General features: G+C 57.2%; 20 protein-coding genes. 11 read left to right on the top strand and 9 right to left on the bottom strand.

What is annotated here, in order from left to right; genetic code table 11:
• Window positions 1-2: 2 nt before the first annotated feature.
• The 4 genes from KJ653_02090 (at window position 3) to KJ653_02075 (ending at window position 2,230) form a co-directional block, all read left to right on the top strand.
• Complete coding sequence (locus KJ653_02090; protein MBU0684627.1) at window positions 3-320, top strand: hypothetical protein; 318 nt, start codon at window positions 3-5, stop codon at window positions 318-320.
• Window positions 320-583 carry a YhbY family RNA-binding protein gene (locus tag KJ653_02085; GenBank protein ID MBU0684626.1) on the top strand — a complete coding sequence of 88 codons (264 nt, stop codon included), beginning with the start codon at window positions 320-322 and terminating at the stop codon, window positions 581-583. The genes KJ653_02090 and KJ653_02085 overlap by 1 nt, the downstream gene beginning before the upstream one ends.
• Window positions 584-655: 72 nt before the next feature.
• Entirely contained in the window at window positions 656-1,918 is a 1,263-nt protein-coding gene (gene serS, locus KJ653_02080) for a serine--tRNA ligase (GenBank protein MBU0684625.1), read from the top strand.
• A 102-nt stretch (window positions 1,919-2,020) separates the two neighbouring features.
• Window positions 2,021-2,230: a hypothetical protein gene (locus tag KJ653_02075; protein MBU0684624.1), complete on the top strand. Its 210-nt coding sequence runs from the start codon at window positions 2,021-2,023 to the stop codon at window positions 2,228-2,230.
• A 29-nt stretch (window positions 2,231-2,259) separates the two neighbouring features.
• Here the strand turns inward: KJ653_02075 and KJ653_02070 are convergent, their stop codons facing one another.
• Window positions 2,260-3,486 carry a cation:proton antiporter gene (locus KJ653_02070; GenBank protein MBU0684623.1) on the bottom strand — a complete coding sequence of 409 codons (1,227 nt, stop codon included), beginning with the start codon at window positions 3,484-3,486 and terminating at the stop codon, window positions 2,260-2,262.
• A gap of 51 nt (window positions 3,487-3,537) precedes the next feature.
• Window positions 3,538-7,977 carry a lamin tail domain-containing protein gene (locus KJ653_02065; GenBank protein ID MBU0684622.1) on the bottom strand — a complete coding sequence of 1,480 codons (4,440 nt, stop codon included), beginning with the start codon at window positions 7,975-7,977 and terminating at the stop codon, window positions 3,538-3,540.
• A 156-nt stretch (window positions 7,978-8,133) separates the two neighbouring features.
• Between KJ653_02065 and KJ653_02060 the strand changes: the two genes are divergently transcribed.
• Complete coding sequence (locus tag KJ653_02060) at window positions 8,134-9,414, top strand: ArsB/NhaD family transporter (protein MBU0684621.1); 1,281 nt, start codon at window positions 8,134-8,136, stop codon at window positions 9,412-9,414.
• Between the two features lie 3 nt (window positions 9,415-9,417).
• Here the strand turns inward: KJ653_02060 and KJ653_02055 are convergent, their stop codons facing one another.
• Window positions 9,418-10,164, bottom strand: a complete 747-nt coding sequence (locus KJ653_02055) for a TrmB family transcriptional regulator (protein ID MBU0684620.1) — start codon at window positions 10,162-10,164, stop codon at window positions 9,418-9,420.
• Window positions 10,165-10,232: 68 nt separating this feature from the next.
• Here KJ653_02055 and KJ653_02050 point away from each other — a divergent pair, with 68 nt between their 5' ends.
• The 4 genes from KJ653_02050 to KJ653_02035 are packed head-to-tail and all read left to right on the top strand — an operon-like array spanning window position 10,233 to window position 14,774.
• Complete coding sequence (locus KJ653_02050; protein MBU0684619.1) at window positions 10,233-11,786, top strand: radical SAM protein; 1,554 nt, start codon at window positions 10,233-10,235, stop codon at window positions 11,784-11,786.
• A gap of 10 nt (window positions 11,787-11,796) precedes the next feature.
• Window positions 11,797-11,991: a 4Fe-4S binding protein gene (locus KJ653_02045; protein MBU0684618.1), complete on the top strand. Its 195-nt coding sequence runs from the start codon at window positions 11,797-11,799 to the stop codon at window positions 11,989-11,991.
• A complete protein-coding gene (locus KJ653_02040; GenBank protein MBU0684617.1) occupies window positions 11,992-13,176 on the top strand; it encodes an NAD(P)/FAD-dependent oxidoreductase in 1,185 nt (394 codons plus the stop codon).
• 56 nt (window positions 13,177-13,232) lie between these two features.
• Window positions 13,233-14,774 carry a glycosyltransferase family 39 protein gene (locus tag KJ653_02035; GenBank protein ID MBU0684616.1) on the top strand — a complete coding sequence of 514 codons (1,542 nt, stop codon included), beginning with the start codon at window positions 13,233-13,235 and terminating at the stop codon, window positions 14,772-14,774.
• A gap of 2 nt (window positions 14,775-14,776) precedes the next feature.
• On the opposite strand, the gene KJ653_02030 is transcribed toward KJ653_02035, so the two are convergent.
• The 6 genes from KJ653_02030 to KJ653_02005 all read right to left on the bottom strand — a co-directional run bounded on the left by KJ653_02030 (window position 14,777) and on the right by KJ653_02005 (window position 21,789).
• Window positions 14,777-15,880, bottom strand: coding sequence for a glycosyltransferase family 2 protein (locus KJ653_02030; protein ID MBU0684615.1), 1,104 nt, complete (start codon window positions 15,878-15,880; stop codon window positions 14,777-14,779).
• Window positions 15,880-16,479: a hypothetical protein gene (locus tag KJ653_02025; protein ID MBU0684614.1), complete on the bottom strand. Its 600-nt coding sequence runs from the start codon at window positions 16,477-16,479 to the stop codon at window positions 15,880-15,882. Before KJ653_02025 ends, KJ653_02030 begins: the two co-directional genes overlap by 1 nt.
• Window positions 16,479-17,528: a glycosyltransferase family 4 protein gene (locus tag KJ653_02020; protein MBU0684613.1), complete on the bottom strand. Its 1,050-nt coding sequence runs from the start codon at window positions 17,526-17,528 to the stop codon at window positions 16,479-16,481. The genes KJ653_02025 and KJ653_02020 overlap by 1 nt, the downstream gene beginning before the upstream one ends.
• 194 nt (window positions 17,529-17,722) lie before the next feature.
• On the bottom strand, window positions 17,723-18,985 hold the full coding sequence (gene hutI, locus KJ653_02015) for an imidazolonepropionase (protein MBU0684612.1): 1,263 nt from the start codon (window positions 18,983-18,985) through the stop codon (window positions 17,723-17,725).
• A gap of 47 nt (window positions 18,986-19,032) precedes the next feature.
• On the bottom strand, window positions 19,033-20,616 hold the full coding sequence (locus KJ653_02010) for a polysaccharide biosynthesis C-terminal domain-containing protein (GenBank protein MBU0684611.1): 1,584 nt from the start codon (window positions 20,614-20,616) through the stop codon (window positions 19,033-19,035).
• 48 nt (window positions 20,617-20,664) lie between these two features.
• Window positions 20,665-21,789 (bottom strand): pyridoxal phosphate-dependent aminotransferase, encoded by a 1,125-nt coding sequence (locus tag KJ653_02005; GenBank protein MBU0684610.1) that lies wholly within the window; start codon window positions 21,787-21,789, stop codon window positions 20,665-20,667.
• A gap of 469 nt (window positions 21,790-22,258) precedes the next feature.
• Here KJ653_02005 and KJ653_02000 point away from each other — a divergent pair, with 469 nt between their 5' ends.
• Together KJ653_02000 and KJ653_01995 are read left to right on the top strand one after the other, a co-directional pair.
• The gene (locus KJ653_02000) at window positions 22,259-24,040 is read left to right on the top strand and encodes a CoB--CoM heterodisulfide reductase iron-sulfur subunit A family protein (GenBank protein ID MBU0684609.1); all 1,782 of its coding nucleotides are present in this window, start codon (window positions 22,259-22,261) and stop codon (window positions 24,038-24,040) included.
• Window positions 24,033-25,661, top strand: coding sequence for a hydrogenase iron-sulfur subunit (locus KJ653_01995; protein MBU0684608.1), 1,629 nt, complete (start codon window positions 24,033-24,035; stop codon window positions 25,659-25,661). Before KJ653_02000 ends, KJ653_01995 begins: the two co-directional genes overlap by 8 nt.
• Window positions 25,662-25,698: the final 37 nt, after the last annotated feature.

Here is a 25,698-nt window from a genome sequence, read left to right as displayed (position 1 = left end):
GAATGGGACGAAGACACGTTGCCAAGCGAGATGCAAAGGACATCGCCCGCGAGCGAATCGATCGGTTGTTCGAGCTCGCGCAGCAGGAAACGGCCTCGGGACACGATGAGAGGGCCAAGAGATATGTATCACTTGCCCTGAGGATGGGAGAAAGGCACAAGGTCCGCACGGGTCACAAGCGCACTTATTGTCCGGCCTGCCACGTATTCTTCCTGCCGCCAAAGAACGTCCGAGTCAGGACCCGGTCTGGGAGGATAGCCATGACGTGTCTCGGCTGTGGCAATGTCCTCAGGTACCCGTTGAGCCAGGGCAGGAGATGATGGCGACGGACAAGAAGACGATAATCGAGCTCCGAGGCAAGGCGCAGTCCTTGCCCTGCACGGTCCATATCGGAAAGGAAGGCGTCACCGACACGGTTCTGGAGGAACTGTCCATGCAGCTCAAGAAGAACAAGCTCGTGAAAGTGAGGCTGCTGCCGGCCGTGGAAGGCGACAGGAAGGCTTCGGGTCAGGAGCTAGCAGAGGCCACATCCTCCACGATGGTGGAAGTGAGAGGCCGGACGGTCGTGCTCGCCAAGGAATGATCCCCTGGCCATGCCGTGACCACACTTTAAATATCGACTAGATTATTGTCAAAACGAAGAGAGTGGTAGGGATTGCTCGACGCCAAGTTCATCCGGGACAACGAGGAGTTGGTCCGACAATCACTGAAGAACAGGAACTACGACCTCTCCGTTCTCGAGAAGTTCTTGGAGCTTGACACGAAGTGGAGAGCCCTCACAGAGGAGGGGAACGCCCTCAGGAAGAAGCGCAACGAGGTCTCCGAGCAGGTCCCTAAGCTGAGCACAGAGCAGAAGCAGACTGTGATAACCGAGATGAGGGCCATAGCGGACAGGATTCGAATCATCGAGAGTTCTGTAAAGGGTTTGGAGGCCGACAGGGACGACACGCTCCTCAACATGCCGAACATACCAGACCCGAGCGTCCCGGTCGGCACGAGCGCTAACGACAGTAAGATAGTCAAGACATGGGGGAACCTCAGGAAGTTCGATTTCAAACCGCTCTCCCACTGGGAGATAGGGGAGAAGCTGGACATCCTGGACTTCGAGAGAGGGGCCAAGGTCGCCGGCACTGGATTCTACTTACTGAAGGGAGACGGTGCGAGGCTGGAGAGGGCGCTGATACAGTTCATGCTCGATCTTCACCACGACCAAGGATACGAGGAACTCTTCCCGCCAATCGTGATCAACAGGAAGGCGTGCGTCGGCACGGGACAGCTGCCGAAGATGCACGACGACATGTACTGGATCGAGAGAGACGACATGTACCTCAACCCGACTGCGGAGGTCCCGGTCACGAACCTCTACGCGGACGAGATACTCAAGAGGGAGCAACTGCCGATCTACCACACGGCCTATCTGCCTTCGTTCAGACGGGAGGCGGGGAAGCATATCGAGACGAAGGGTATCGCTCGTGTCCATCAGTTCAACAAGGTCGAGCTCGTCAAGTTCGTCCTCCCTGAGACCTCGCAGCAGGAACTGGAGACACTTCTCGCAGATGCTGAGGCCGTCGTACAAGGGCTGAAGCTGCCCTACAGGGTCAGGCTCCTGTGCACGGCAGACACAGGGTTCCACTCTTCGAAGACATACGACATCGAGGCGTACGCCCCTGCCATGGACCAATGGCTGGAAGTCTCTTCGTGCAGCGATTTCAAGGAGTTCCAGGCACGGAGGGCGATGATCAAGTTCAGGAGGGAGCCGCATCTCAAGAGCGAGTTCGTGCACACGCTGAACGGTTCGGGGATCGCGCTCCCTAGGACTATGATAGCCGTCCTCGACAACTACCAGAACAAGGACGGCACGGTGACGATACCAGAAGTCCTCAAGCCGTACATGAAAGGACAACAGACCATCGGGTGACGTAGACCATGACCAATGTCGTTTTTCACTACTGAGAATCAGCCGTGATTGCCACCACTGACCTCTATATAACCTCTGCAAGAGGATAGTCATCATGTCGAAATGGTCAGTATGATGAAGAACAAGGATTTCGCAGTGCTCGTGGGCAGGGCGTTCCTGTACGAGACGAGCATCGGGAATAGAGACTCAGCGGTCGCGTTCGGCCGAGCTTTTCTACTCGCGCTAGGCATGGATGGACCCGAGCCGGAGAACGGGCAGAACCTTGCCAAGGGCAGACCCTACGGCGAGAGCTATGCGACCGCAGAGAACTGACTTGACTCCCATCGGTTCAATTGCCAACGTCACGATGGAAGCATTACGTGCCCTCCCCGCTCAAGAGATTTCCTGAGCAGGAACGGGGCGAAGAGGGCGGTCACGAGTCCCATGAAGACAACTACGGAATAGACGTCGGGTCCGATCATCCCGCTTGACAGCCCCACGTACGCAATGATGAATGCGATCTCGAGCCTGGGAGTCATTCCCACGCCGACCGCCATCGAGTCCCAGAACTTCATGCCCGTCAACCTGGCCGGAAGGCCGCATCCAACGATCTTGGTGAGCACGGCGACGACTGTGAGGACCACACCGAACAATATGGCATCCAGCATGCCGCTGATATCCACTACGACCCCGAGCGAGACGAAGAATATGGGCACGAAAAGCGCCTCGAGGTACTGCGTTCCCTTCCTGAACCCGTCCCTGAGAACGGATCCAGAGAAGGCCGTCCCGGCCACGAACGCCCCAACGACTGCAGATATCTGGATGGTCTCAGCGATGAAGGAATAGAGGAACGCGATCGAAAGGGCGAGGACGAACCCGCTCATGGGGAGCTTTCGGCGATATCCTGAGACCTGGACGTTGAACACGAGTTTCGTGAGGAACCTGGAGCCTATCCAGGAGCCCAGCACGATGAACAGGACCGCGCCTCCGACCAACAGCAGTATGCTCAACGGGTCGATCGCACCCTCGGGGAAGTTCTTCGAGATCGAGAGGGCGACCATGCCGAGAACATCGTCCACCACTGCCGCCCCGATGATGGCGTAGGCCACGGGGGTGCCGATCATGCCAAGTTCAGAAGTCACGCCCGCGGTGACGGCCACGCTTGTGGCCACGAGCGCCGTGCCGATGAAGACCGCATCAATCGTGTCGTATCCGAACAGGCCCGCGACGAGGAATCCGCCCAACCACGGAAGGAGGACACCACCGACGGCGATCGCTATCGAGCGCTTCGTGTACACCTCCTTCAGGTCGCACTCGAGCCCTATCATGAACAGCAGGATGATCGACCCGAGCAGCGCGAGCATCTGAATGACCTCGGGGAGGCCCGAGACCTCGCCCGCAGCGGGCGTTATTATGCCCAGAACGCTCGGTCCGATGACCACGCCCACAACGATGTATCCGATAACCTTGGGCTGGCCGAACCGTGCGAAGATCAAGCTCGCGAACAGCGATACCACTAGGAGGAACGTGAGCTGGAACCAGACATCCGAGAGCATGTTGTCCAATATCGATGCCAGTGATATGTCCATGGATGACCAGTCAGCGGATACATCTTGGACATTTATTTTTTTTGTGGGACATCAGAGACCATACACTCTCCCCTTGAAAAGCCAAAAATCGATGTACTTCCCAGCCTCGACAACGAGGAACCCCATTGCGAACCCTGCGGGCACTCCTTCTAGGTAAGCTCCGAACTCGACGCTCCAGTTGCCCCAGTTCCTTCCCATCACCTTGCCCAGCGCTGGGATGTTGGGGGAGATCGACACCGCCATCGTGAAGTCGTGGCCCAAGTCCCCAACCGCGCCCAGGACGCGGACCATCTTTGGCATGCCCACCGTGAACAGCACCTCGAAGGAGAGGTACAGCTCAGAGAAGATGCTCTTCGGGAAGGTCGGATAGACGATCGGGTTGCTCGGCCTGCCAAGGTTCACTATGAAGGTGGCGAGCGTATGTACGAGCCATCGGAGCAGATCGACGATGGCCTCGCCCGTGACGACAAAGGACTGCCTCATCCCGACCCCTGCCGTCCCCGAGGCGTCGCTCAGTACTACTTTGACATAGAAGATCACCGCGTGGATGATCTCCTTGACCAGGGAGAGCAGGTTCTCTATGAAGTTGTTCAGCACGCGCTTCGCGAACAGCAAGACGAAGTCCAGGGAGGCGGAGACCTCCTGCAGCTGTGTCTGTATAAAGGCCTCCTTGAACGCCTCGAACAACGCCTTGACGATGAAGTCCTCGCTGGCCAGAAGGACGGGCACTCCGTTGGAGCCGCCCTTGCTCCCTTGCCTGAAAACCCACTTGGGGCCGCCGTCCCAACTGCGCTGGTTCGTCTTCTCGTCATTGCCCCCGTCTCTCAGCATTGGCGTTGAATCGACGGGCACCCCGGCTGGGTCCGTGAGGACTATCGAGTCACCGTTGTTGAACGGATCCCCAGGTTCGCCGTTGTCCACCGATGTCTCGGGGAACGCGAAGGTCAGGAGCCCGTTTGGAGCTATCGTGCCCGATATCCTCATGGCGCTGTTCCTGCCGTGGACCGTGGAGACCATCCAGCCGTCGACGCATTTGGGCACCCCTAGAGGGTTGTAGAGCTCCACCCATTCCTTTCCTGAATCGTCCCCGTGCGGGTTCGACTCGAACTCGTTGACGACGACATCGGTCGGGAATGGCGGCGAGTACTTGAGTTCCATACCAGCTTCGATGGATGCCGAGAGCCCAAGGATTGGAATAGGTATGTTGGAGAGGAAAGTCCCTACACCAGGGATCTGGGACGTGCTCACGCTTGCGAGATCGTACGGCTCGACCTCCGGCATGACGATGTCCATGCCCCATGTCTTGGCGGTGCAATGCACCTCCACCAGGCGCCTCATTATGTGCATGAGCGGGTCGATGAGCACGTTGACCACACCGTTCTTCAGCACCAGTGTGGCGTTCGCGAGTATGTCATAGCTGCCGTCCGTGAGCCTCGCGATTCGCACGCCGAAAGCGATGCCTGGACCGAACCTATCAGTGCAGACGATTATCCTCAGCATGTCGTTCCCGTTCCGGTAGATCAGGTCCGGAAGGTTCGTTTGAACGATTATCAGGAAGCCGTACATGGAGAACCTGAACTCGACCCGTCCAGTGATGTCGATGAACCATCTGATGGCTTTTCCGAGCGCGGAGTCCGCCACTTTCTGTATGTACTCCTGGAGGTTCTCGATCAATGTCTGCATGGCCTCTGTGATGTACTTTATCATGCGATTTGCGAAACGCGCAAGGACATCGAACGCATCGGAGACGAACTTGTAGATCATCTCCATGCCGTCCTTGACCCACCCAAGCACCGGCCCGAGCTTGTCCCAGAGGATATCGTAGCACACCCTCGCTGCAGCCAGCCCGTCAGCGAGCGCGGTGTTGGTGGGATTGTAGACCACACCCTGGAGAGGCCATGCGGAATGCACAACAACTGGGACGCATACTTCTATCCGTATGCTCCTCCTCGATTCCGTTCCTCCATCGGATAGGATCGACTGCATAGCGGAGTTGTGCGTCGAAAGCGCCAGGCTCAGGACTCCTAGGACGGAGACAGTCCACTGGGTCGAGTACGGTTTCAGAGTCTCATTGTCGGCCGATGTCAAATGGAGGTTGGGATATGAGGCGATGCTTGAATCGAAGTCCCAAGGTCCCTTGACCTGGACCAGCATGTTGTCCGTTGGGAACAGGTTTTCCAGAGAATCGTATCCTGCGGATGCGTCGAAAGGCACCGTTTGCATGGGCGGCAGCCCGGACTGGACGGACACGTTCAACGACTCGTTCATGACCCGGGCATTTCCTGCGGCGGAGGTCTTGTCGCCCTCCCAGAACTCGAAGGTTCCGCCCAACCCTACCTGGACATGCCGTTTGTGGGCGGAGAACTCCTTCTGTTCCAGAACCTGCCGCGCAAATGCAGAGAGCTGCATCTCCACCAGCTGCTCCAGGCCGGGGAGCGTGTCCGTGCCCCAGGCTATCATGTTTGCGACCGAATCCACCAACGGACCCATGAAGCCGTCATCAGCCTTCACGATGGACATGTTGACAAGGGCCACAAGCCGTTCGAGGTCCCTTGCAGAGATGCCATCCAGAAATGAGGCGGTCGCCGCGCCCACGCCCCAGCCCGCGTCCAGCTCGACGTCGTGCCTCACAATGTCCTCGATCTGCTGCTCGACTGGAACGACAAGGTCGGGTATGTAGGCGTACCTTGCGGAGGCGGCCACGGAGGTTGCCAGGTCGGAATAGGTCGCCTGGAGCAGGCCTGTCCGGTTCACGAGCGAAAGGCCGTTCGCATTCACGAACTGGCCGAACCTCGTGGCCAGCTGATAGTTCGACGAGAACATAGGAAGATTCTTCCCTCTTTGGGCAAGTGATGTCCGCTCCAATCTAAGGTCGACCTCCCCCGAACCGTGAACCAGCGACTCGAAAATGTCCCGGCCGTCAGTGGGGTCGACGACGGTCTCATTCATGTCGAGCTGAGCGAGGTCGGCGATGTCGAACGCCAGTCTTGTGATGCCGTCCGCCAGCTGCGTTCTGAAACTCGCCTGGCATTCCTTGTAGGAAGCATAGAAGTCCTTCCATTTGGCTGAAGAAAGGAGGTCGTACTGCGGGACGTTCACAGGGCACGACATGTTCCCGACCCAGACAGGATACAGGTTCCCAGAGGCGTCCTCCACGAAGTACTGCCTCTCCGGCACGAGTACTGAGAAGTCCTCGGGCGAGGAGAACAACTCCGAGTACGCCCTTGGGTCGGCCCCAGTCATCTTCAGCGTCTTGCCTATCCATGACACGACGGCGATCCAGGATTTGTCGACGCCCGTTAGGAACGAGACGAACGAATCGATCGTGCTGTGCATGGAGTCCAACAGGCCCTTAGCCAAGTCCAGCTGACCTAGCCAGCCCATGTAGTCCATGATCCTTAGCGCGAGCGCATCGGACAAGCCGAAGACCGCTTGGGCGATGATCATCCGAGAATCGATCTGAGGCTTGGTGATTCCCAAGAACCACAGGAAGAGTTCGGCTGCGTCGAGCGTTCGCTCCTTGGGACTTAGGAAGGCGTCGATGCCGGGATACCCGCCTCCGCAGGCATCCGCGACCTGGGCCGCGAATCCATGGTCCACAGTCCTGAAGACCCTAGCTTGCTCGAGGAGCAGCCCGACGGCGACCGCGCGGTACACATCGTCCTCCGTGAGCACTTGAGAGGTCTCCCTGCCAGAGTACATCGGCTGGCCATAGCCCTCGAGCACCCTCAGTTCGCAGAGAGTGCTCAGCATGTACCCGAGCAGTCGACCCAGGTCGGAAAGCTCGCCATCGGATGCCCCCTCGAACGCCCTAAGCTTGGACTCCAGAAATGGGAGGGCGGACACAATCGGTCTCTGGAACGACGATTGCTTGACGAGCGCGACGTTCTTGACCGACACCCTGATTGAGAAGTTGCCAAGAGCCACGTAGTACGGGTTCGCGGTCGTCTCGCCCATCACTTCTGCGGACGGCGATGGAAGCTTCTCGTAGTCCATCTTGATACCGTCGATTTCCAATTCCTCTGTGCCGTTGGCCTCCTGAGGGACGAGGTCCAGCGTCTTTCGCTCGATGAAGAATAGTCCCCCCGTCCAGTTGGAGACCTCGACCGCGAACTTCCCCTCGGATCGCGGATAGCTCGTGCCTATGTACATCGACACCTTGTCCGAGTAAGCGTCCGAGATATCGGACTCGTTCACCGGAAACCTGGTCCATGAGGAGACTGTCTCGTGGGCCTTTGATGCACCGCACAAGCTCAGCTCCTGGATGACATCCCCAGCGGCGTCCTCCATGGCGTCCAGAAGCTTCTGTCGCCTCTCATCCTGGGCCCGATCCAGCTGGCTCTTTGCCATGTATGTTCCGGTTATCGCAGAGGCGGTCAGCAGAACGACCGCGATGACAGCGAATGAGACCTGTCCCGCCCTGTCCCTATTCATGCTTCTGAGCTTCGAAAGACTGCTTCCCAGCCCGACGGTCCTGATACTCATAGCCATACCAGCTTCGCGACCGGCCTCCAGAGGGTAAATGGTATCAGCTACATGCAGCGTACATCTGGCCGAACGAGATTCTTCAAAGAACCGCCGGCGCCGAGCAGAGCACGTAGAAATGTTCTTAGACCGCATTGGCATTAGACCCTTCGGGATGCACTCGTGGAGCAGGGCTCGTTAGCCATACTCATATTCGCGGCGGTGTATGTCGCAATGGTCTTCGACCTTGTCGACAGGACCGTCGCGGTCCTGTTCGGGGCGCTCACGATGGTCGGCCTGGGAATCCTGAGCGAGAAAGAGGTCATCCAATACATCCATTGGGAGGCACTCGGGCTCATCTTCGGCATGTTCGTGCTCGTGGCTGCCCTAAAAGAAAGCGGTTTCTTCAGATGGATTGGGCTCTTGGCGCTCCAGGCGACCAAGTTCCAGACCCTGAAGGTCTTCATCATATTCTGCGGGCTGTCGGCGTTCCTGGCAGCATTCATGGACAGCATAACCGTGATGGTGTTCATGGCATCGCTCACTATCGAGGTCTGCACCATCCTCCGGGTGCCGCCGATACCGTTCCTCATCGCCGAGATCTGCTCGGCGAACATAGGAGGCAGCGCGACCATGGTTGGCGACCCTCCCAACGTGATAATCGGGACCGCGCTCAACCTCACCTTCTCCGACTTCGCCAGTAACACGGGCCCGATCGCGATGATTGCCTTCGCAGTCAACATCCTTGTCTTTGGGCTAATCTACGAGAAGCTTCTCAACAGAAAGCACCACGACGTCAAGGACATAATGGAGGAGCACAAGGACTTGGACCCCTTCAGTGCAATCGAGGACCTCAGGCTGATGAGGATTGCGCTCATAGTCTTCATCTTCACGGTAACTCTCCTGACCCTGCACAGCGCGATCGACATGTTCGTGGCCTACGCAGCGATTCTCGGGGCAACGCTGGTCCTGTTCCTCGGCGGGAGGAAGATGGACCACCTGATAGACAAGATCGATTGGCACACAATCGTCTTCCTTGGCGGGTTGTTCGTGATGGTGGGGGGACTAGATAGCAGCGGTGTGCTCTCTAGCTTCGCGCACTCTCTCGTGGGTTTCACCGGGGACAGCGTCGTTCTCGTGATCCTAGTCGTCCTATGGATTTCGGCCCTGCTCTCGGCCCTGCTGGACAACGTCGCGCTCTCTGCGGCCATGATCCCAGTGATACAGACAATCTCCGCGGACACAGGCATACCGCTCAATTCGCTTGCGTATACGCTGGCGTTGGGGTGCGATGTGGGAGGAAACGCCACGCCCATCGGGGCCTCAGCGAACGTGGTCGGGCTGGCCGTCGCCGAGAAGCACGGCATCAAGTTCACCTGGGCGCAGTACTGCAAGGTAGCCATACCGGCGACGATCGTCACGATGATTGTGACCAACGTCCTCATTTTCGTGCTGATAATCTAGAGCCTAGTCACGCCTCTCGGACATTATGTTCAGGAAATCCTCGAGATGCTTGGACAGTGCCTCGTTGTCCGTGTATCCGCAGGCCGAGAGGTCGGGCGCGGCAATTAGCGCCGTCTTTCCGTCGCTGATCACATCGGTTGCTATCAGCGCCTTTCTTCTTACCACGGCAACGCCCTTTGGCGCCTTCACGAACGGGCTCGTCATGATCGAGACCGACACTCCCCTGGCAGCCGCATTCGAGAAGCGCTTGCCCAGCCTTCTCCTTATCTCCGAAAGGGTCGGAGAGGACATCACGAATGTGTGTTCTGACCTGTCGAGCATCTCGCCGATCTTGTCCACGACGCGTTCCTTCCCCATGATGGTGTAGATGAGCTGTGGGACTCCCTTCTGCGAGAGCAGGTCTTTGAGCTTGGACAACTTGGCGAAGGCCTCTTCCACCCGCGAGACGAGTTGCTTCGAGAGCACGGAAGGGTCCTCTGGGGCGAAGGACCTTGGCCGTCCGGGTTTCTCAATCGCGAACCCCTTCTTCTCCAGAGCTCTCAACGCCTTGTATGCAGATGTCCTCGGTATGTTCGCGATGTCAGCTACAGGATTAGCAGATGCTGGTCCCAAGGCGACGAGCGCGATGTAGGCGCGCGACTCGTAGTCGGAGAGCCCCATCCCAACCAACACACTGGATACCTGAGCATAGTCCTGCGCCAGCCTCTCATAGTCGCCCCCGAGCATCTCTACGGCCTTCTTCATGTCCATATGTAGCTGTATGAGCTACACAAGGTTTAAATGATTCGCACGGATTCGTATACCAAGGACGCGATAGAATGCTGACCAGGGAATCCGCTATTCCGCTGGGGCTTCCGAAGAAGACGGAGAGCCTGTGTCCGGAATGTTTGATGATCATACCCGCCACCATACGAGAGGACAAGGGCAAGGTGGTTATGGAGAAGAACTGCCCCAAACACGGCAACTTCAGGGACATAGTATGGTCCGATGTGGACATGTATCTGAGGGCCGAGAAGTGGGCCAAGGATGGTGTAGGTGTCCGCGAGCCCCTGATACCGAATGCGAGGCAATGCCCCTTCGACTGCGGCCTGTGCAACCTCCATCTCTCTCACACTGGACTCGCGAATGTCGACCTCACCAACAGATGCAACCTGAAGTGCCCGATCTGCTTTGCGAACGCGAACCAGGCAGGATATGTGTTCGAACCGGACTACGACACGGTCGTCGGCATGCTGAAGGTCCTCAGGGCCCAGAGGCCTGTCCCAACGCCTGCCGTGCAGTTCTCCGGGGGCGAGCCGACCATCCATCCGAGGTTCATCGACATCATCAAGGCGGCCCATGACCTGGGGTTCGCACAAGTCCAGGTGGCCACGAACGGCATCCTGTTCGCCAAGGATGTGGATTTCTTCCAGAAGGCGAGCGATGCTGGCCTGAACACGGTCTACTTGCAGTTCGACGGCCTCAGACCGGAGATCTACAAGCGCGCCAGGGGCGCGGACCTGCTCGACACGAAGAAGAAGGTCATCGAGAACTGCAGGAAGGTCAAGAGGCATCCGTCGATCGTCTTCGTCCCGACCATCGTGAAGGGGTTGAACGACGACCAGGTCTGGCCGATACTGCACTACGCCCTTGAGAACATGGACGTCGTCAGGGGTGTGAACTTCCAACCCGTGGCGTTCACCGGCAGGATCAGCAACGAGGAGTTGGAGAAGGGTAGGTACACGATCCCCGACCTCGCGAAGGACATAGAGAAGCAGTCGAAAGGGATGATCAAGACGACCGACTGGTACCCCGTCCCGACCGTTGCCTCCGTCTCGGAGCTATGGGCGGCTCTGTACTGTGACCCGAAGGTCACGCTGACCACGCACGTCCACTGCGGCATGGCCACCTACATGTTCGTCAAGGATGCGGACCACGTGGTACCCGTGACGAGGTTCGTGGATGTCGAGAACCTGTTCACCGAGGTCTACGAGCTTGCCAAGAAGACCGAGGGGAAGAAGGTCAAGCTGCTGTCCAAGGTGAAGGCGTACAACCTGCTGAAGAAGTACGTCAGGGAGAACGAGCTCCCCGAGGGCATGAGCAAGATGGACTTCCTGAGGTCCCTGAAAGGGATCATCTCCGAGGATACCAAGAGCGAGCTAGCCAGGTTCAGCTGGAAGATGATGTACGTCGGCGCGATGCACTTCATGGACTCGTACAACTACGATATCGAGCGGGTCAAAAGGTGCATGATACACTACACAACGCCGGATGGGAAGATCATCCCGTTCTGCGCATACAACTCCGGCCCGGTCTACAGGACCGAGGTCGAGAAGAAGTTCTCGGTGCCGCTGGCCGAGTGGAGAAAGAAGCACGGCGAAGAGTACACATGAGTTGATAATCATGGACAAGGAATTGGACGAGTTCGATGTGGACATACCCAGATGCATGCACTGCGGTGCGTGCGTGGGCTCGTGCCCCGTGAATGCCATATACCTGAACGAGGTCGTGCTGGAGTTCAACGACGACTGCACGATGTGCATGCGCTGCATCAAGGTCTGCCCTGTGGGCGCCATCAAGATCGCGGGGGAGAAGTAGATGCCAGACTACGATGTCGTTGTGGTCGGGGCGGGACCAGCCGGCTCGATGACCGCCAAGTGGGCGGCCAAGGGCGGCGCCCGCGTTCTCATGATAGAGAAGAGACAGGAGATCGGTTCTCCTGTGAGATGCGGAGAGGGCATATCCCGCCCCTGGCTTGACTCGGTAGGGGTCAAACTGGATTCCAAGAGCGTGGCCAGGGAAGTCAAGGGCGCGAATATCGTGGCCCCGAACGGAACGTCGTTCTACCTTTCCGAGAAGATGGCCGGGAACGAGGTTGGGATCGTGCTCGACCGCGTCTTCTTCGACAAGCTCTTGGCCCACGACGCCGCGAAGGCCGGCGCCGATTTGGTGCTGAAGACCTCTGCCATCAAGCTTCTCAAGTCCGGCAACAAGGTCACCGGCGTCAAGATCAAATCCTTCGGTGAGACGAAGGACATCAAATGCGGATGCGTGGTCGGTGCTGACGGATACGAGTCCCAGGTCGGAAGATGGGCAGGCATAAACACCAACCTCGCGCCGAGGGACATCACGACCTGTTTCCAGTACAGGCTCACCAACATCAACTACGATCCTGACTACTGCGAGTTCGTTCTCGGCAGCAAAGCCCCAGGCGGGTACATCTGGATATTCCCAAAGAACGAGGACACGGCGAATGTCGGCATAGGCATGCAACTGACGAAGCTCAAGGACCCGGCGGACGTCAAGAAACACCTGGACAGGTTCGTACTGGCGGACCCCAGGCTGAAGAAGGGCAAACCTCTTGAACTAGTGAGCGGGGCAGTGTCCATATGTGCCCCCATCGACAAGACCGTCGGGGACGGCGTGCTACTGGTAGGGGACGCTGCCAGGCAGATAGACCCCATCACCGGTGGAGGAATCTCTAACAGCTGCAAGGCTGGCAAGGTCGCGGGAGAGGTTTTGGCCAAGGCCACCACGGAGAAGAACTTCAGCGCCCAGTCGCTCCAGCGCTATGAGAAGGGCTGGAGAGACCTCCTGGAGAACAACCTGTACAGGAACTGGATGGCCAAGGAGAAGCTCGTGACGCTGACGGACGATGCATTCAACAAGATCATCATGACCCTCAACCAGGTGGGTGTGGAGAAGATGTCCACATTCGCAATACTCAAGGCCATCCAGACGAAGCACCCCGAATTGGTCAAGGAGTTCCAGGAATTCCTATGACCTTCCGGCAGAATCAATAAGCCCCGTCGCTGTTCCCGACTAGGGAAGCGGGACCCATGAAGCTGCTGGAGAACCTGACCACCGACAAGAGGAAGGTTCTCATTGCGGTGGTGCTGATTCTGGCGGCTGCAGCATTCCTTAGGTTCTACAACATCAACTGGAGCTTCTCGAACAACGGTGTCGACGAAGGCATAATGCTGGAGAGGGCCAGGATGGTCAGCCAAGGGTACGGGCTCTACACAGAGCTTCCGTGCGACCAGGCACCCCTGGTGTTCCTGATCGGCTCCGTGTTCGACGGCGATGTCGTTGTCCTGCGGGCCCTGACCGCCGCCCTGAGTCTTGTGGCCATCGCTGCCTGCATGCTCGCATCAAAGAAGCAGCATGGCAATGTTGCGATGCTGGTGACTGGCGTTCTGCTAGCGATCGATTTCGCCCTGCTCCGTGAGTCGAGGCTCTTCTCGCTCGATGGCATCTCAACCTCCTTCCTCGCGATCTCGCTGCCGCTGTTCCTGCATTATCTGAGGAAAGGTTCCAGGGCCGCGCTCATCTTGGCCGGGCTGCTCGTGGGACTGTCGACAGCCTCGAAGCTGTTCGGTGGAGTCGCCCTCCTGGGGATGCTCCTGTTCATGCTACTTCAGTTCTGGCAGGGCGACAAGGAGAACAAGAAAGCCACAAGGACGATCATCGACCTTGTCATTCTACTAGGGGCAGCGGCGGTGCCACTGGCCGTCTTGATTCTGGCCCTAGGCCCCTCTGACATGTTGAACGGTATGCTGTTCGACCAGGGGCACCGGGAATTCGACCTCGCAATGAAGCTCTCGATACCCGTCTTCTTCGGATTGAACCTCGCGTACGCGCTCCCCCTCGTGTACGCCCGCAGAGTATGGTCGCATTCGAAGGAGGCGAGGTTCCTGCTCATCCTGACCGTGGTGCTACTCGCAGACTTCGTCCTGCAGCCTCTGGTATTCCTTCATCACATGGTGTTGATGAGCCCCGGGTTGGCCATACTCTCCGGAATGTTCATAGCGCATGGATATGAAACTAAAAAGGGGCTGTTCATAGAGAAGATTGAGATGATTGATAGGAAAAAGAGGACATATGAATCCAAGGCCGTTATGGCCGTTCTGCTGGTTGGGATCCTCGTGTCCGCGGGGTTGGCATCGTACGGACTCGCAGCACAAGAGAAGCCGGGTCAACTGGCCTACGGAGAGAAGATAGCAGCGTGGACCACACCCAACGATTGGATCATCAGTGGAGACCCGCTCATCACCTCTTACGCCAAGAGACTCACACCTCCGAGCATGGTCAACGTGGGCACCCGTGTGTACCCCGAGCTGACCGGCGATGATATCTACGCTGCCGTCTTTGAATACCGTCCGGCAGTCTTCTTGTTCAGTTACCGGTTCGTCGAGAACGATTTGTTTCACGTTGCCATCTTCCTGGAGGGCCTCGGGTACAGCAAGGTCTCATCTGACTTCATGGGTGTGTGGTCTGAATCCGCATTCGGGGCCTTCGAGAATGTGGATGCGCCGATGGTCTTCGTGAGGGACGACATTATCGAAGCCTTCAATCTCCCGACCGAGGGCTGGAGCATCTGAAGCTACTGTAGCTTCTTGCTGCGCCTTATGTCGTGCCTGAAGGTCCACGCCGAATTCGCCAGGAAATTGAATATGCTGACAACGAAGATGCAGAGCGCCTGCACGACCACCAGAAGTGCGCTGGCCTTGTCCGTGGTGATGTTCAGTTCCGGGAAGAGGTCGTATACGATCACATCGAAGAGCAGCTCGTTGAGGGCAAGGCCGATGAAGCTCACGATGAGGAACTGAGGATACTGGAACTTGATCTGACTCTTCGATTTGAAGGTCCAGAGCCTGTTCCAGATGTAGTTGTTGGTGTCCGCGACGACGAATGCTATCGCGATGGCCCAGAACGGGACTAAGAAGAATATCTCATGGGCCGTCCAGAATACCGCCAGGTTTATGATGGCGCCTATGCCGCCGATGAAGGCGAACTTGAGATACTTCCCGAGCCAGAACCTGCGATGCTCGTAGAGCATCGAGACATGGTCGACGTACCTCAGCATCTCCTGGCCTCCGAGCTTGCTACTCCCCGCTTTCCTGTCCGCGAAGCGTATCGGCACCTCGACGACCTTGGAGTACTTGCCCTTGACCAGTATCTCGAGACCGATCTTGTAGCCCACAGGGTTTAGCTCCACGCCGCCTAGGACCTCCTTTTTCAAAGCGAAGAAGCCGGACATCGGGTCCTTTACCTTGGTGAGTCCTCTGGCAATAAACGTGGCGCCTTTGGAGATGGCCTTCCGATAGAATGGCCAGTTCTCGACACTGCCACCTTCGACGTACCGGCTGCCCACCACGACCTCCGCCTCTCCAGACTGTATCATCTTGACCATATCCGGTATCTTCTCCGGCGGATGGCTCAGGTCAGCGTCCATTACGACGAAGATGGAACCAGACGAGACCCTGAACCCTTCTATGACTGCGGAGGAAAGGCCCATCTTCCCAGTCCTGTGGATGACCTTCATTCTGTGGGTCTTAGCCAATTCCTCAGCGCGGTTCCCAGTCCCATCTGGGCTGTTGTCATCAACGATGACGATCTCGGGGTCGATGCCAGCGCCTGAGCAGGCATCGGTGATCCTCCGGACGAGGTCATCGAGATTGTCCTTCTCATTGTAGGTCGGGACCACTACGGAGATCGTGCTGGCTCACCCCTTGTCTTGCCTCGCCTCTTGTAGATGACCGATGCTATTAGGCTGGCCGTGATCACGGTCACCACTATCCCGAGGGATACCCAGGGGGCGACCTCGTCCTTGAGGTTGCCGTAGCTCAGCCAGAAGATGATAGTGTAGGCCGAGAACTTCGCCAATGCGCTCACGAAGAGATAGATGGCGGACTTCTTCACGTTCCAGTTGCACACCGCTATGAACGCTCCCGTGTAAGGGACGAGCGGGGCGAATCTGTTTAGAATCAACAGCCTCTCGTCCTTCAGTATCAGGAAGTCCGTGTACTTCCTCATGCCCTTCTGGATCCAACCGGGAAGTCTCGCCACCTTCACGAGCGAGTACAGCGTGAAGTTGCCGGCGAGGCTGGCAACGGTCGCGACCAGGACGAGACTGAACCCCCACATGAAGGAATCGGGGTGCGCGCCGAAGATGAACACCATCCAGACCTCGGGCAATGTGGGGAACGCGGTGCCATCGATCCAGATGATCACTATCATGGCAAGTAGCATTCCGGCATCGCCCAGGTCGGAGAACAGGTCGATGATGTCTCTTCCCACCGTCATCAGGTCGAACGTGCAGCTCCACCTCCCGCCGACAGCGACTCGTAGAGCTCCTTCAGCATCAATGCCGTCTTCCTGATGTCGTGCTCACTGGCCAGCTGACCAGCCCCATCGACCAGCCTCCTGCGGAGACCGGCATCGTCGATGATGGCACCGAGCTTCTTGGAGAAATCCTCGTCGTCCTTAGCCTTCAGGCAGTGCTGGCCGTCACGGACCCATTCCTCGTAGACCGGTATATCCCTGATGAGCAGCGGGCAACCGCAGCTCGCAGCCTCGAGCATGACGTTTCCATAGCTCTCTGCTCTCGTCGGGAACACGAATACGTCCGCGGCAGAGTACACACCCACTATCTCCTCGAACGGCACATGGCCCGGGAACATCACATTGCCCGGTGACGTCCGGTCAAGTGCGTCCTTGAGCAGAGCCTCGGAGGCCCCCACCCAGACGAACTTCACATCCTTCCTGTCCTTGAACTTGGAGGACATGTTCACGAAGGTGTCGACGCCTTTCCTCGGGATGCGGAGGCCGACGCTGAGCACCAGCTTGTCGGATTCTGAGAGGCCCCAGCGTTCCCTGAACTTAATGCGGAGCGTTTCGTTCCTCTTGAACACTTCCTTGCTGACCCCGTTGGGGATGACCCTGAACGGACCCCGCACTCCGTCCCTAGCCAGGGACTTCGCGACGTATGGCGTCGCCCCAACCACGACGTCGCCAAGGTTGTAGAACTTCACCGAGTAGGAGCGAACGAACGGATAGATCCACGAACCACCCTTGAAGCCGCCCTTAACGAGTTCTGGGAGATGCCGCCCATGGACGACAAGAGGCTTGCCCTCCTTCCTACGCCGCAAAGCCCACAGAAACGAATCAGGCAAAGGGCTGTGGACATGCAGGACATCGTACTCGCCCTTCGGCTGGTTGAGCAGCACGCGAACGCCCACCTTCTCCAGCTCTCGCGCGACCATCGGCACATTGGTCCCCATGCCGCCAGGGTTCTTGAACGGGATGATGGCCCGGTACCTCTCGAGCTCCGTCAACATGCAAACCGAGACCATAACAATCACGCGCCACGATGCCCGTAGTCCAGGCCTTGTTGAAGGCCGTCAAACGCTCGCGCGACCATGCGAATCCGCGCATATATATGTAACCCAGATGAAGGCCGAGGTTCGGTCCGCCAGAAGGTCACAAGAATCCGCCAGACGCGGGCTGGCATAGGCGCTGACGCGCAGGGTATCGTTCTGCCAAAGGTTCAGAAGGGCTGCTTCTCCCAGACCGTCTTGCCGTCCTTGAGGACGAGGGAGCAGAGGTTCGTTCCGAACTGATAGGGCAGGTGCCCGTGTGAGGGCACGTCCAGGACGATCAAGTCAGCGTGCTTCCCGCGTTCGATCGAGCCGATCTTCTTCTCCAGGCCGAGGGCGGCTGCTGCATTCATAGTCCCTGCGGTTATCGCCTCGGCCGGGGTCATACGCATCTTGTGGCATGCGAGGCTTATCGTGAACTGCATGGAAACGTTCCAGCAGTTCGGGTTAAGGTCGCTCCCGAGGGCGACCGGGACCCCTAGGTCTATCAGCCGACGTCCATCGGCATACTCTCTGGACATCGATGAGTACGGGGTTCCGGGAAGCAGGACGCCGACCACGTCCTTCCTGGCCATCGCCATTATCCCGTCATCCGTCGGCTTCGCAAGATGGTCTGCCGACAGCGCCCCCACCTCAGCTGCGAGCTCGGCCCCTCCGGATGAATGAATCTCGTCTGCGTGGACCTTGAGCTTCATTCCAAACGTCTTCGCGGCCATGAGCACCTTTCTAGATTGTTCGACGTCGAAGACTCCCTTCTCGCAGAACACATCGCAGAACTCGGCCAACCTGTGCTTGGCCACCTCAGGGATGACCTCGCTCACCATGAAATCGACATACTGATCGGGGTTTTCTTTGAGCTCGGGAGGAACCGCGTGAGCGCCTAGATAGGTCGGGATCAGGGTCACAGGATAATCGTTCCCCAGCTTCCTGATAGTCTCAAGCATCCTCAGCTCGACCTGCTTGTCCAAGCCGTATCCGGACTTTGCCTCGACCGTGGTGGACCCGTGAGAGATCATGGATTCCAGCCGGCGCGAGGATTCGTGGAAGAGATCCTCTGGCGAGGCGGCTCGCGTGTCCTTCACAGTCCTCAGTATGCCCCCTCCCTCCTGAAGTATATCGAGGTAGCTCTTTCCCTTGGCCTTCAACTCGATCTCGAACTCCCTCGAACCTGCATAGACGAGATGTGTGTGCGGGTCAACAAAACCAGGCATGACGACCTTGCCTGAGGCGTCGACCGTCTCGATGCCCGTAGCTTCGTGTTCCTTCCGGATCGATTCCGTCCTCCCAACGTCCAGGATCACCCCGCCCGAGATGACCACAGCGCCGTCCCTGATGATTGCGAGGTCGGACATCTCCGCCTTGGCGCGCGCTCGCCTGGGCCCCTTCAGCGTGACAAGCTCTGAAGCGTGGAGTATCAGAAGGTCGCCTGTCATGATAACTCTGTAATCCGCCTTTGGGCTTATAACCAAATCGAGCCAACTCAATGGCCGCGCTTACCGAGCAGCTCGTTCACGACGTACTGGAATGTGTCCTGGGGATTCAACAGGGACCTGAAGTATCTGTAATCGGAAGACTCCAGCTCTCCGATCATGTATGCAGCGATTCCGTAGGTCACGGCTCCTATGATTGCCAGTGTGATCAGTGCCAGCCAATCGACCGTTGGAATGAGGAGCCAATCGATGGAGTAGATTACGCCGACCATGAAGATCGCGCTTACAACGTGTCTGAACGAACGTGAGTTGGGGACAATCTTGGCAGTCCTCCACGCCATGTATCTGAGGATGAAGAAGTAGTATATGGACGATACGAGGAGTGCAGAGGCGGCACCAAAACCCTTGAGGCCCAGCATCTTGATCCCAAGCAGTTGATCGGGCACAAGAACAAGCATCGTCCCGAGCTGGAGCAGTATCCCTCCGAGACCCACATAGAACAAAGTCCTGTGCCTTCCAACACCAGCTATGGCAGACCTCAGGGGGAGCGCCAGGGCGACGATGGCGCTTCCTATCACAAGCACGTCCATCGTGCTCACGCTGTTGGCGAACTCGGGTGTCAGGAAGACAGTGAGGATGTCAGAGCCGAATGTGAGGTAGAAGGCGGCAGTTGGCACGACGACCAGCGATACATACCTCTCAGCCTGGTTCACAACATCCCAGCTCGCAGCGATGTCCTTCCTCGTGAAGTATGTTGTAACGGACGGAAGGATGAGCGTCGCGACCGAAAGGGAGAACACGCCCACGAAGATGGCCATTCTCTGAACTCCAAAGTAGAGACCGACCTCGGTCTCGCCCCAGAAGTAACCCACTAGGGCCTTGTCGAGATACAGGTCGAGAATGATAATCATGGACACGACAAAGACTGGAGTCAGGGAATTGATGTACTTCATCAGGATTCCGCGGTCAGGTCTTGATATCTTGACCTGGCTCATGAGGATGGCCACCAGAAGAGTTGCGGCTATGATGCCGGCTGCATACGACGCCGCGAGCAGCGCCGGGCCCTCTGGGGAGTCCCCGAAGGATGAGGTCGCCACATAGATGATGAACGAGACCCTGACGACCAGCTCGAGCAGAGTCGGGATCTGGGCCTTTGCCGCGGCCCCCTGCGCGTCGAAGGTGTGAGTTGCGATCTGGCTTATCCCCAGCAATACGTAGTAGACGAGGAATACTTGCAGAGAGTCGATCAAGAAGTAGCTCTCTGGCATAGCTCCCCCGAGCATGCCGTTCCGCCAGAGCACGATCAGAGCAAACGCCACTGCGGCGAAGATCGCGACTAGGATCAGCTTGATGGCAGCATAAGCCCCGACGCACTTCGCAGGGTCCTCCCCGCTCCTGATGTGGTTTTTGTGGACCGAGCCCACTCCGAAGTCTGAGAGGAAGCTCAGGATGCCGACGGTGGCCATCGCGTATCCGAGTACGCCCAGGACCGACGGCCCCATGTTCTTCGCAATGAACACCAGAGCGGCCGTGCTCAGTATCGCTCCGACCACGCTGTTTACAACAGAAATCGCGGCCTTCGGGCTCATGAGCTTGTGGTTTCCGGAAGCTCCCCGAGAGCCCTCATCGGGCATAGTCCCTTATCATATAGCACGCAATATGAATCTGCTGGTCAGGACGAATCACAGCTGGGCTGCGACATCCTTCACGACTTCCAGTCCTTTTGCGATGTTGTCTCGAGAATTCGCGTAGGAGAACCGCATGTGTCCCTCGCCGTGGGAGCCAAAAGACGAACCCGGGGCGCATATGACGCCCCTATCGAGTATCTTCAACGCGAACTTCTCCGAGCTGATCTTCTGGGAGAACCTGGGGAAGACATAGAACGCGCCGTTCACGGGCGCGGTCGTGAAACTCGGGATCTCCGATAACTTCTCCATGGCGATCTCCCGCCTCATCCTGAACTCTTGGAGCACGGTCTCCTGGAACCTGTCGAGGATCTTCAGACCCTCGAGGACACCGTACTGCGTGGCCGTCGGGGGACACGCGAGTGTGTAGTACTGGACCTTGGAGAGCTGCTGCACGATCTCCTTGGAGGTGGCGACATATCCGATCCTCCATCCTGTTGCTGCTAAGGACTTGGAGAATGATTGAACGATTATTGTATCGTTGTGGAAACGAGCAAACGATAGATGCTCGCCTTCGTAGACGTAGTTGTCGTAGACCTCGTCTGAGAGGATGTACAACTTGTTGTCCTTTGCCAACTCGCTAAGCGCCTTCACTGTCTCTTTCGGAAAGACCGTCCCCAGCGGGTTGGACGGGCTGTTGACGATGATCGCCTTCGTGCGCGGCGTGATCAGCGACTTGATCTCTTCTATGTCCGGCAGATACCCGTTCCGCTGTAGGAGTGAGTACTCGACCGGCTTAGCCCCAGCGAGACGGACATCCGGACCGTAGATGATGAACCCTGGGTTTGGCACCAGGGCTTCGTCACCGTCGCCGAGGATGGTCTCGCACGCAATCCTCATGCCCTCGGTAGCTCCCGCAGTCACGATGATGTTCTCATAGGATACGTCCCGCCGATACTGCCTCAGATAAGCTGCAATCGCCTCCCTGAGCTCTTTGATGCCCGCGCTTGGACCATACTTGTTGTATCCTTTATGGAGCGCGTCGCAGAATGCCTTGATCATCTCATTTGGAGGTTGTATGTCCGGCTCTCCAAGGCCCAGGTTGATTGAACCGGGCGGTGCTGCTTCGAACAGCTTCCGAATCCCGGACACTTTCAGAGAAGAGACGCGCTCTGGGAACATCAGTCAAGTAAACGTACATTTTCGTACATTAAGCGTTCGCCATTACCTTTAGACCAGTCGAGCCGTCTTAGCACTACCCATAGCATGGTGCGCATCGACTTAGTCAACACGATACTAGATGGCGGTCTCTCAGCATGTTCACCTCAGGGGTTTCCACTCGGAAACTCGATGCACTCTAGCGCCAGCGACCACACACCCATGTATCATAATCGTGTTATATTGTGACAGCAATATCCCTCAGTGCATCGGGGGAGACGAGGACGTTTATGCTCGCAAGAGGTGAACGAGTCTGTTGGCCCATTTCTCGCGTCGCCCGGAAGGGAGCACTTCAGGGGAATCGAAGCATACGACAAGAATCTGATGACCGGTCGCTAGTGCATTCCCTAACGAATGACTGACCCGACAACTACGAAGACAACATCATGATCTGCTAGGGTACGCCGATATCAATCAACGGGGACCGATCACAATGGCTGAACGCTCAGAGGAAAAGGTTGTGGAACGAAAGGGGATCGCCGTCTTCCTGTGCTCGTGCAGGAACGAGATTGGAAGGCACGTGGACCTCCAGGCGATCGCGGATGGGATTGGGAAGGACCCTCGAGTGGTCTCAGTCAGCGTTCACGAGGCTCTCTGCTCGCGGGAGGGGCAGAAGTTCCTCCAGGACCAGTTCAAGAAAGTGAACTTCGAGCGTGCGGCAGTTGGTGCATGTTCCCCCAACATTCTGGGAGTCATAGTGAGCAGGTCCCTTGAGGACATGGGCATGAACAAGTACCTGTTCGAACAGGTCAACATACGCGAGCTCTGTGCCTGGGTGCATCACGACAAAAAGGCTGCCACCAACAAGGCAAAGAGCCTTGTCAAGGGAGCCGTTGCAAGGGTAGAGAAGCTTGTTCCTCTCGAGGACATCGAGATACCTATCAGGGACTCCGCCATTGTCATCGGCGGTGGGGTGACCGGCATGCAGGCTGCGCTTGACATCGCCAGCGCAGGGTACAAGGTCCATCTGGTTGAGAGGACCGGAGAGCTTGGAGGCAGGACCTACAAGCTGAGCATGACCTTCCCGACACACAACTGCGGGATCTGCTGCATCCAGTACTGCAAGGAATGTGTGTTCACGCCGAAGATCGAGGATGTGCTCCAGACCCGGAACATAGAGGTCATGCTCAACTCTGAAATCGAAGAGATGAGCGGAGGATTCGGAAACAGGCATGTGAAGATCAAGACTCCGTCAGGACTGAAGGAGATCGATGTCGGGACGGTAATCGTCGCGACTGGTTCAAATATCTTCGACCCGAAACGCATACCCGAGCTGCGCTACGGGAACCCGAACGTCATCACGACAGTGGAACTGGAGCAGATCCTCGTGGCACAGCGCGAGAAAGGTGAGGGACTGGTAAGGCCATCCGACGGTAAAGTCCCCAAGACCGTCAACTTCATCCAGTGTGTGGGATCCAGAGACAAGACCAAGGGCAATCTCCACTGCTCACTTGTCTGCTGCACATATGCCATAGGCCAAGCAAGGGAGATCAAGAAGCTGAACCCGGATGCGAATGTGTACATCCACTATATCGATCTCAGAGGACCGTACAGAGGCTTCGAGGAGTTCTATCAGGCTGCCAAGGAGGAGGGCATCAACTTCGTCAGAGGACGAGTGTCTGAGGTGGTTGAGGACATGAACAAGCTGTTCGTCAGGGCTGCTGACACCGATTCAGACACCCTTCTGAATATCGATTCCGACCTCGTGGTGCTGTCCGTCGGCCAGGAACCTGCGGATGGCAGCGACAAGCTCGCCAAGATGCTGCACATCCAGACGGACATCGACAGATTCTTGAAGGACATAAACCCGATGTTCCCGTCGGAGTTCAGAAGGGGGATCTATGTCGCTGGGACAGCGCAGGGTCCGAAGGGGATTAGGTATTCGATCGAAGACGCGAAGGCGGCTGCCGCGAACGCAATCGATCTCATGAAGAGGGGCAAGACGAAGTTCCCGAGAATCGTTGCATTCGTGGATGAGGAGAGATGCAGAGGCTGTGGAAGGTGCGAGAAGGCCTGTGAGTACGAGGCCATCCAGGTCACCGAAGACGCAAAACGTGGCATCCTCGTTTCAAAGATCGATGAGATCAGGTGCGAGGGCTGCGGGGCATGCGCCGTCGCTTGCTGCAACAAGGCAATCACTGTCAACAACTTCAGACCTGAGCAGGTCGAGGCGATGATTCGCGCTATCGCGGAGGAGGCGGATGTCAATGAGTGAGAAGTTCGAGCCTAGGATCATCGCGTTCGCTTGCACCTGGTGCGGTTATCCATCGGCCAGCTTGGCCGGTGTCAACAAGATCGAATATCCTCCGAATGTGACCGTTGTCAGGGTCATGTGCAGCGGAAGCGTCGAGCCCGCAGCGATAATGGACGCATTCGAACACGGCATTGACGGGGTCATGGTGATAGGATGCCTGATGGACAACTGCCACTACGTATCCGGGAACAAGAGGGCGCAGGAACGGATCGACGCACTGAAGAAACTCTTCGACATCATGGGACTGGATTCTAGAAGGCTCAGGACTGAGTGGATAAACGCCTCTGAGAGGGTGAGGTTCGCCAAGGCCGTCAAGGAGTTCGTCGAGGAAGTGAGGGCTCTGGGACCGTCGCCCCTTCTGAAGGAGACGAAGGTCAAGAAGACCAGGACCAAGGAGCAGACCGTAACAATGGTGAAGCAGCTGATCGAGGACACTGGCGCTTTCGATTGTGTCGAATGCGGGAAGTGCACGACCGTCTGCCCAATTGCGACGCTCGATACCAACTTTGCGCCCAGGACCGTAGTCATGAGGGCCATGGAGGGGATAGTCGACAACATAGCCAAGGACAAGGACATCTGGACATGCACTACATGTGAACAGTGCAACTCGATGTGCCCGTACAAGGTGGACTATTCCGGATTCATCCGAGGAATGCGAGAGGAGGCGATACGTTTCGGCGCCGCGCCTCTCTGCTCCCAAGGAGGGCTGATCCACTCCGTCCAGAGGATGATGGCAAGGGGAGATCAGAAGCAGAATAGGCTCGCTTGGGTTGGTAGGGATCTGAAGGTAGCAGAGAAAGGCGATGTGTTCTACTTCGTAGGTTGCCTGCCGCACTACGACGCGATCTTCTATGATAGAAAGGACCTCGGACTGCAGAGGATCTGCGAGAGCGCAGTCAGAATAATGAACAAAGCTGGAGTAGTCCCTGTGGTGAGCAACGAAGAGAAATGTTGCGGTCATGACCTGAACTGGACCGGTGACGAGGCAAACTTTGAGAGACTCATGGAGCAAAACATCGCGCTCATCCGAAAGTCGGGAGCAAAGAAGGTGGTCTTCACATGTCCTGAATGCTACAGGACCTTCAAGAGCGACTACCAGGACTTGTCAGGCGACCTGGAGTTCGAACTTGTTCATATGGCGGACTACGTCAAGCAGCTCGCGGATTCAGGAGCCCTGAAGCTGGATGCGGTCAGGAAGCCCTCGTTCACATTCAGCTATCACGACTCATGCAGGCTCGGAAGGCATTCTGGTGTCTATGACTCGCCGAGGGAACTCGCCAAGGCTTTCTCTGGAGCGAAGTTCGTCGAGATGGAGAACACGAGAGACAAAGCCGTATGCTGCGGTGTGAGTGCGTGGTCCAACTGCAACGCGAACGCGAAAAGAATCCAGGTGGACCGTGTGGTCGAAGCGAAGAGAGTTGGGGCGCAGAGACTTCTCATGTTCTGCCCTAAGTGTCTGATACACATGATGTGTGCGATACAGGACAAAGTGCCCGTTGACCCATCCATGATTGACGTGAAACTAGAGGATTACACTGTAGCTCTCGCCAAGTTGCTCGACCTCATGCCTGAAGAGGAATAGGTGGCCTCGCTTTTCGGTGCTTTTTGCTCATATATTG

Source organism: Candidatus Thermoplasmatota archaeon, from assembly GCA_018814355.1.
Taxonomy (GTDB): Archaea; Thermoplasmatota; Thermoplasmata; order UBA10834; family UBA10834; genus COMBO-56-21.
The sequence above is the reverse complement of the archived record's forward strand: the minus strand, read 5'-3'. Positions and strand labels throughout refer to the sequence as shown.

What these genes read in the sequence shown, in the direction of transcription:
- KJ653_01995 (MBU0684608.1), top strand. Translation starts at nt 24,033, where the DNA reads ATGAGTGAGAAGTTCGAGCCTAGGATCATCGCGTTCGCTTGCACCTGG.
- KJ653_02050 (MBU0684619.1), top strand. Translation starts at nt 10,233, where the DNA reads ATGCTGACCAGGGAATCCGCTATTCCGCTGGGGCTTCCGAAGAAGACG.
- KJ653_02005 (MBU0684610.1), bottom strand. Translation starts at nt 21,789, where the DNA reads ATGTTCCCAGAGCGCGTCTCTTCTCTGAAAGTGTCCGGGATTCGGAAG.
- hutI (MBU0684612.1), bottom strand. Translation starts at nt 18,985, where the DNA reads ATGACAGGCGACCTTCTGATACTCCACGCTTCAGAGCTTGTCACGCTG.
- KJ653_02065 (MBU0684622.1), bottom strand. Translation starts at nt 7,977, where the DNA reads ATGGCTATGAGTATCAGGACCGTCGGGCTGGGAAGCAGTCTTTCGAAG.
- KJ653_02070 (MBU0684623.1), bottom strand. Translation starts at nt 3,486, where the DNA reads ATGGACATATCACTGGCATCGATATTGGACAACATGCTCTCGGATGTC.
- KJ653_02025 (MBU0684614.1), bottom strand. Translation starts at nt 16,479, where the DNA reads ATGACGGTGGGAAGAGACATCATCGACCTGTTCTCCGACCTGGGCGAT.
- KJ653_02040 (MBU0684617.1), top strand. Translation starts at nt 11,992, where the DNA reads ATGCCAGACTACGATGTCGTTGTGGTCGGGGCGGGACCAGCCGGCTCG.
- KJ653_02035 (MBU0684616.1), top strand. Translation starts at nt 13,233, where the DNA reads ATGAAGCTGCTGGAGAACCTGACCACCGACAAGAGGAAGGTTCTCATT.
- KJ653_02010 (MBU0684611.1), bottom strand. Translation starts at nt 20,616, where the DNA reads ATGCCCGATGAGGGCTCTCGGGGAGCTTCCGGAAACCACAAGCTCATG.
- KJ653_02055 (MBU0684620.1), bottom strand. Translation starts at nt 10,164, where the DNA reads ATGGACATGAAGAAGGCCGTAGAGATGCTCGGGGGCGACTATGAGAGG.
- KJ653_02020 (MBU0684613.1), bottom strand. Translation starts at nt 17,528, where the DNA reads ATGGTCTCGGTTTGCATGTTGACGGAGCTCGAGAGGTACCGGGCCATC.
- KJ653_02000 (MBU0684609.1), top strand. Translation starts at nt 22,259, where the DNA reads ATGGCTGAACGCTCAGAGGAAAAGGTTGTGGAACGAAAGGGGATCGCC.
- KJ653_02075 (MBU0684624.1), top strand. Translation starts at nt 2,021, where the DNA reads ATGGTCAGTATGATGAAGAACAAGGATTTCGCAGTGCTCGTGGGCAGG.
- KJ653_02090 (MBU0684627.1), top strand. Translation starts at nt 3, where the DNA reads ATGGGACGAAGACACGTTGCCAAGCGAGATGCAAAGGACATCGCCCGC.
- KJ653_02045 (MBU0684618.1), top strand. Translation starts at nt 11,797, where the DNA reads ATGGACAAGGAATTGGACGAGTTCGATGTGGACATACCCAGATGCATG.
- KJ653_02085 (MBU0684626.1), top strand. Translation starts at nt 320, where the DNA reads ATGGCGACGGACAAGAAGACGATAATCGAGCTCCGAGGCAAGGCGCAG.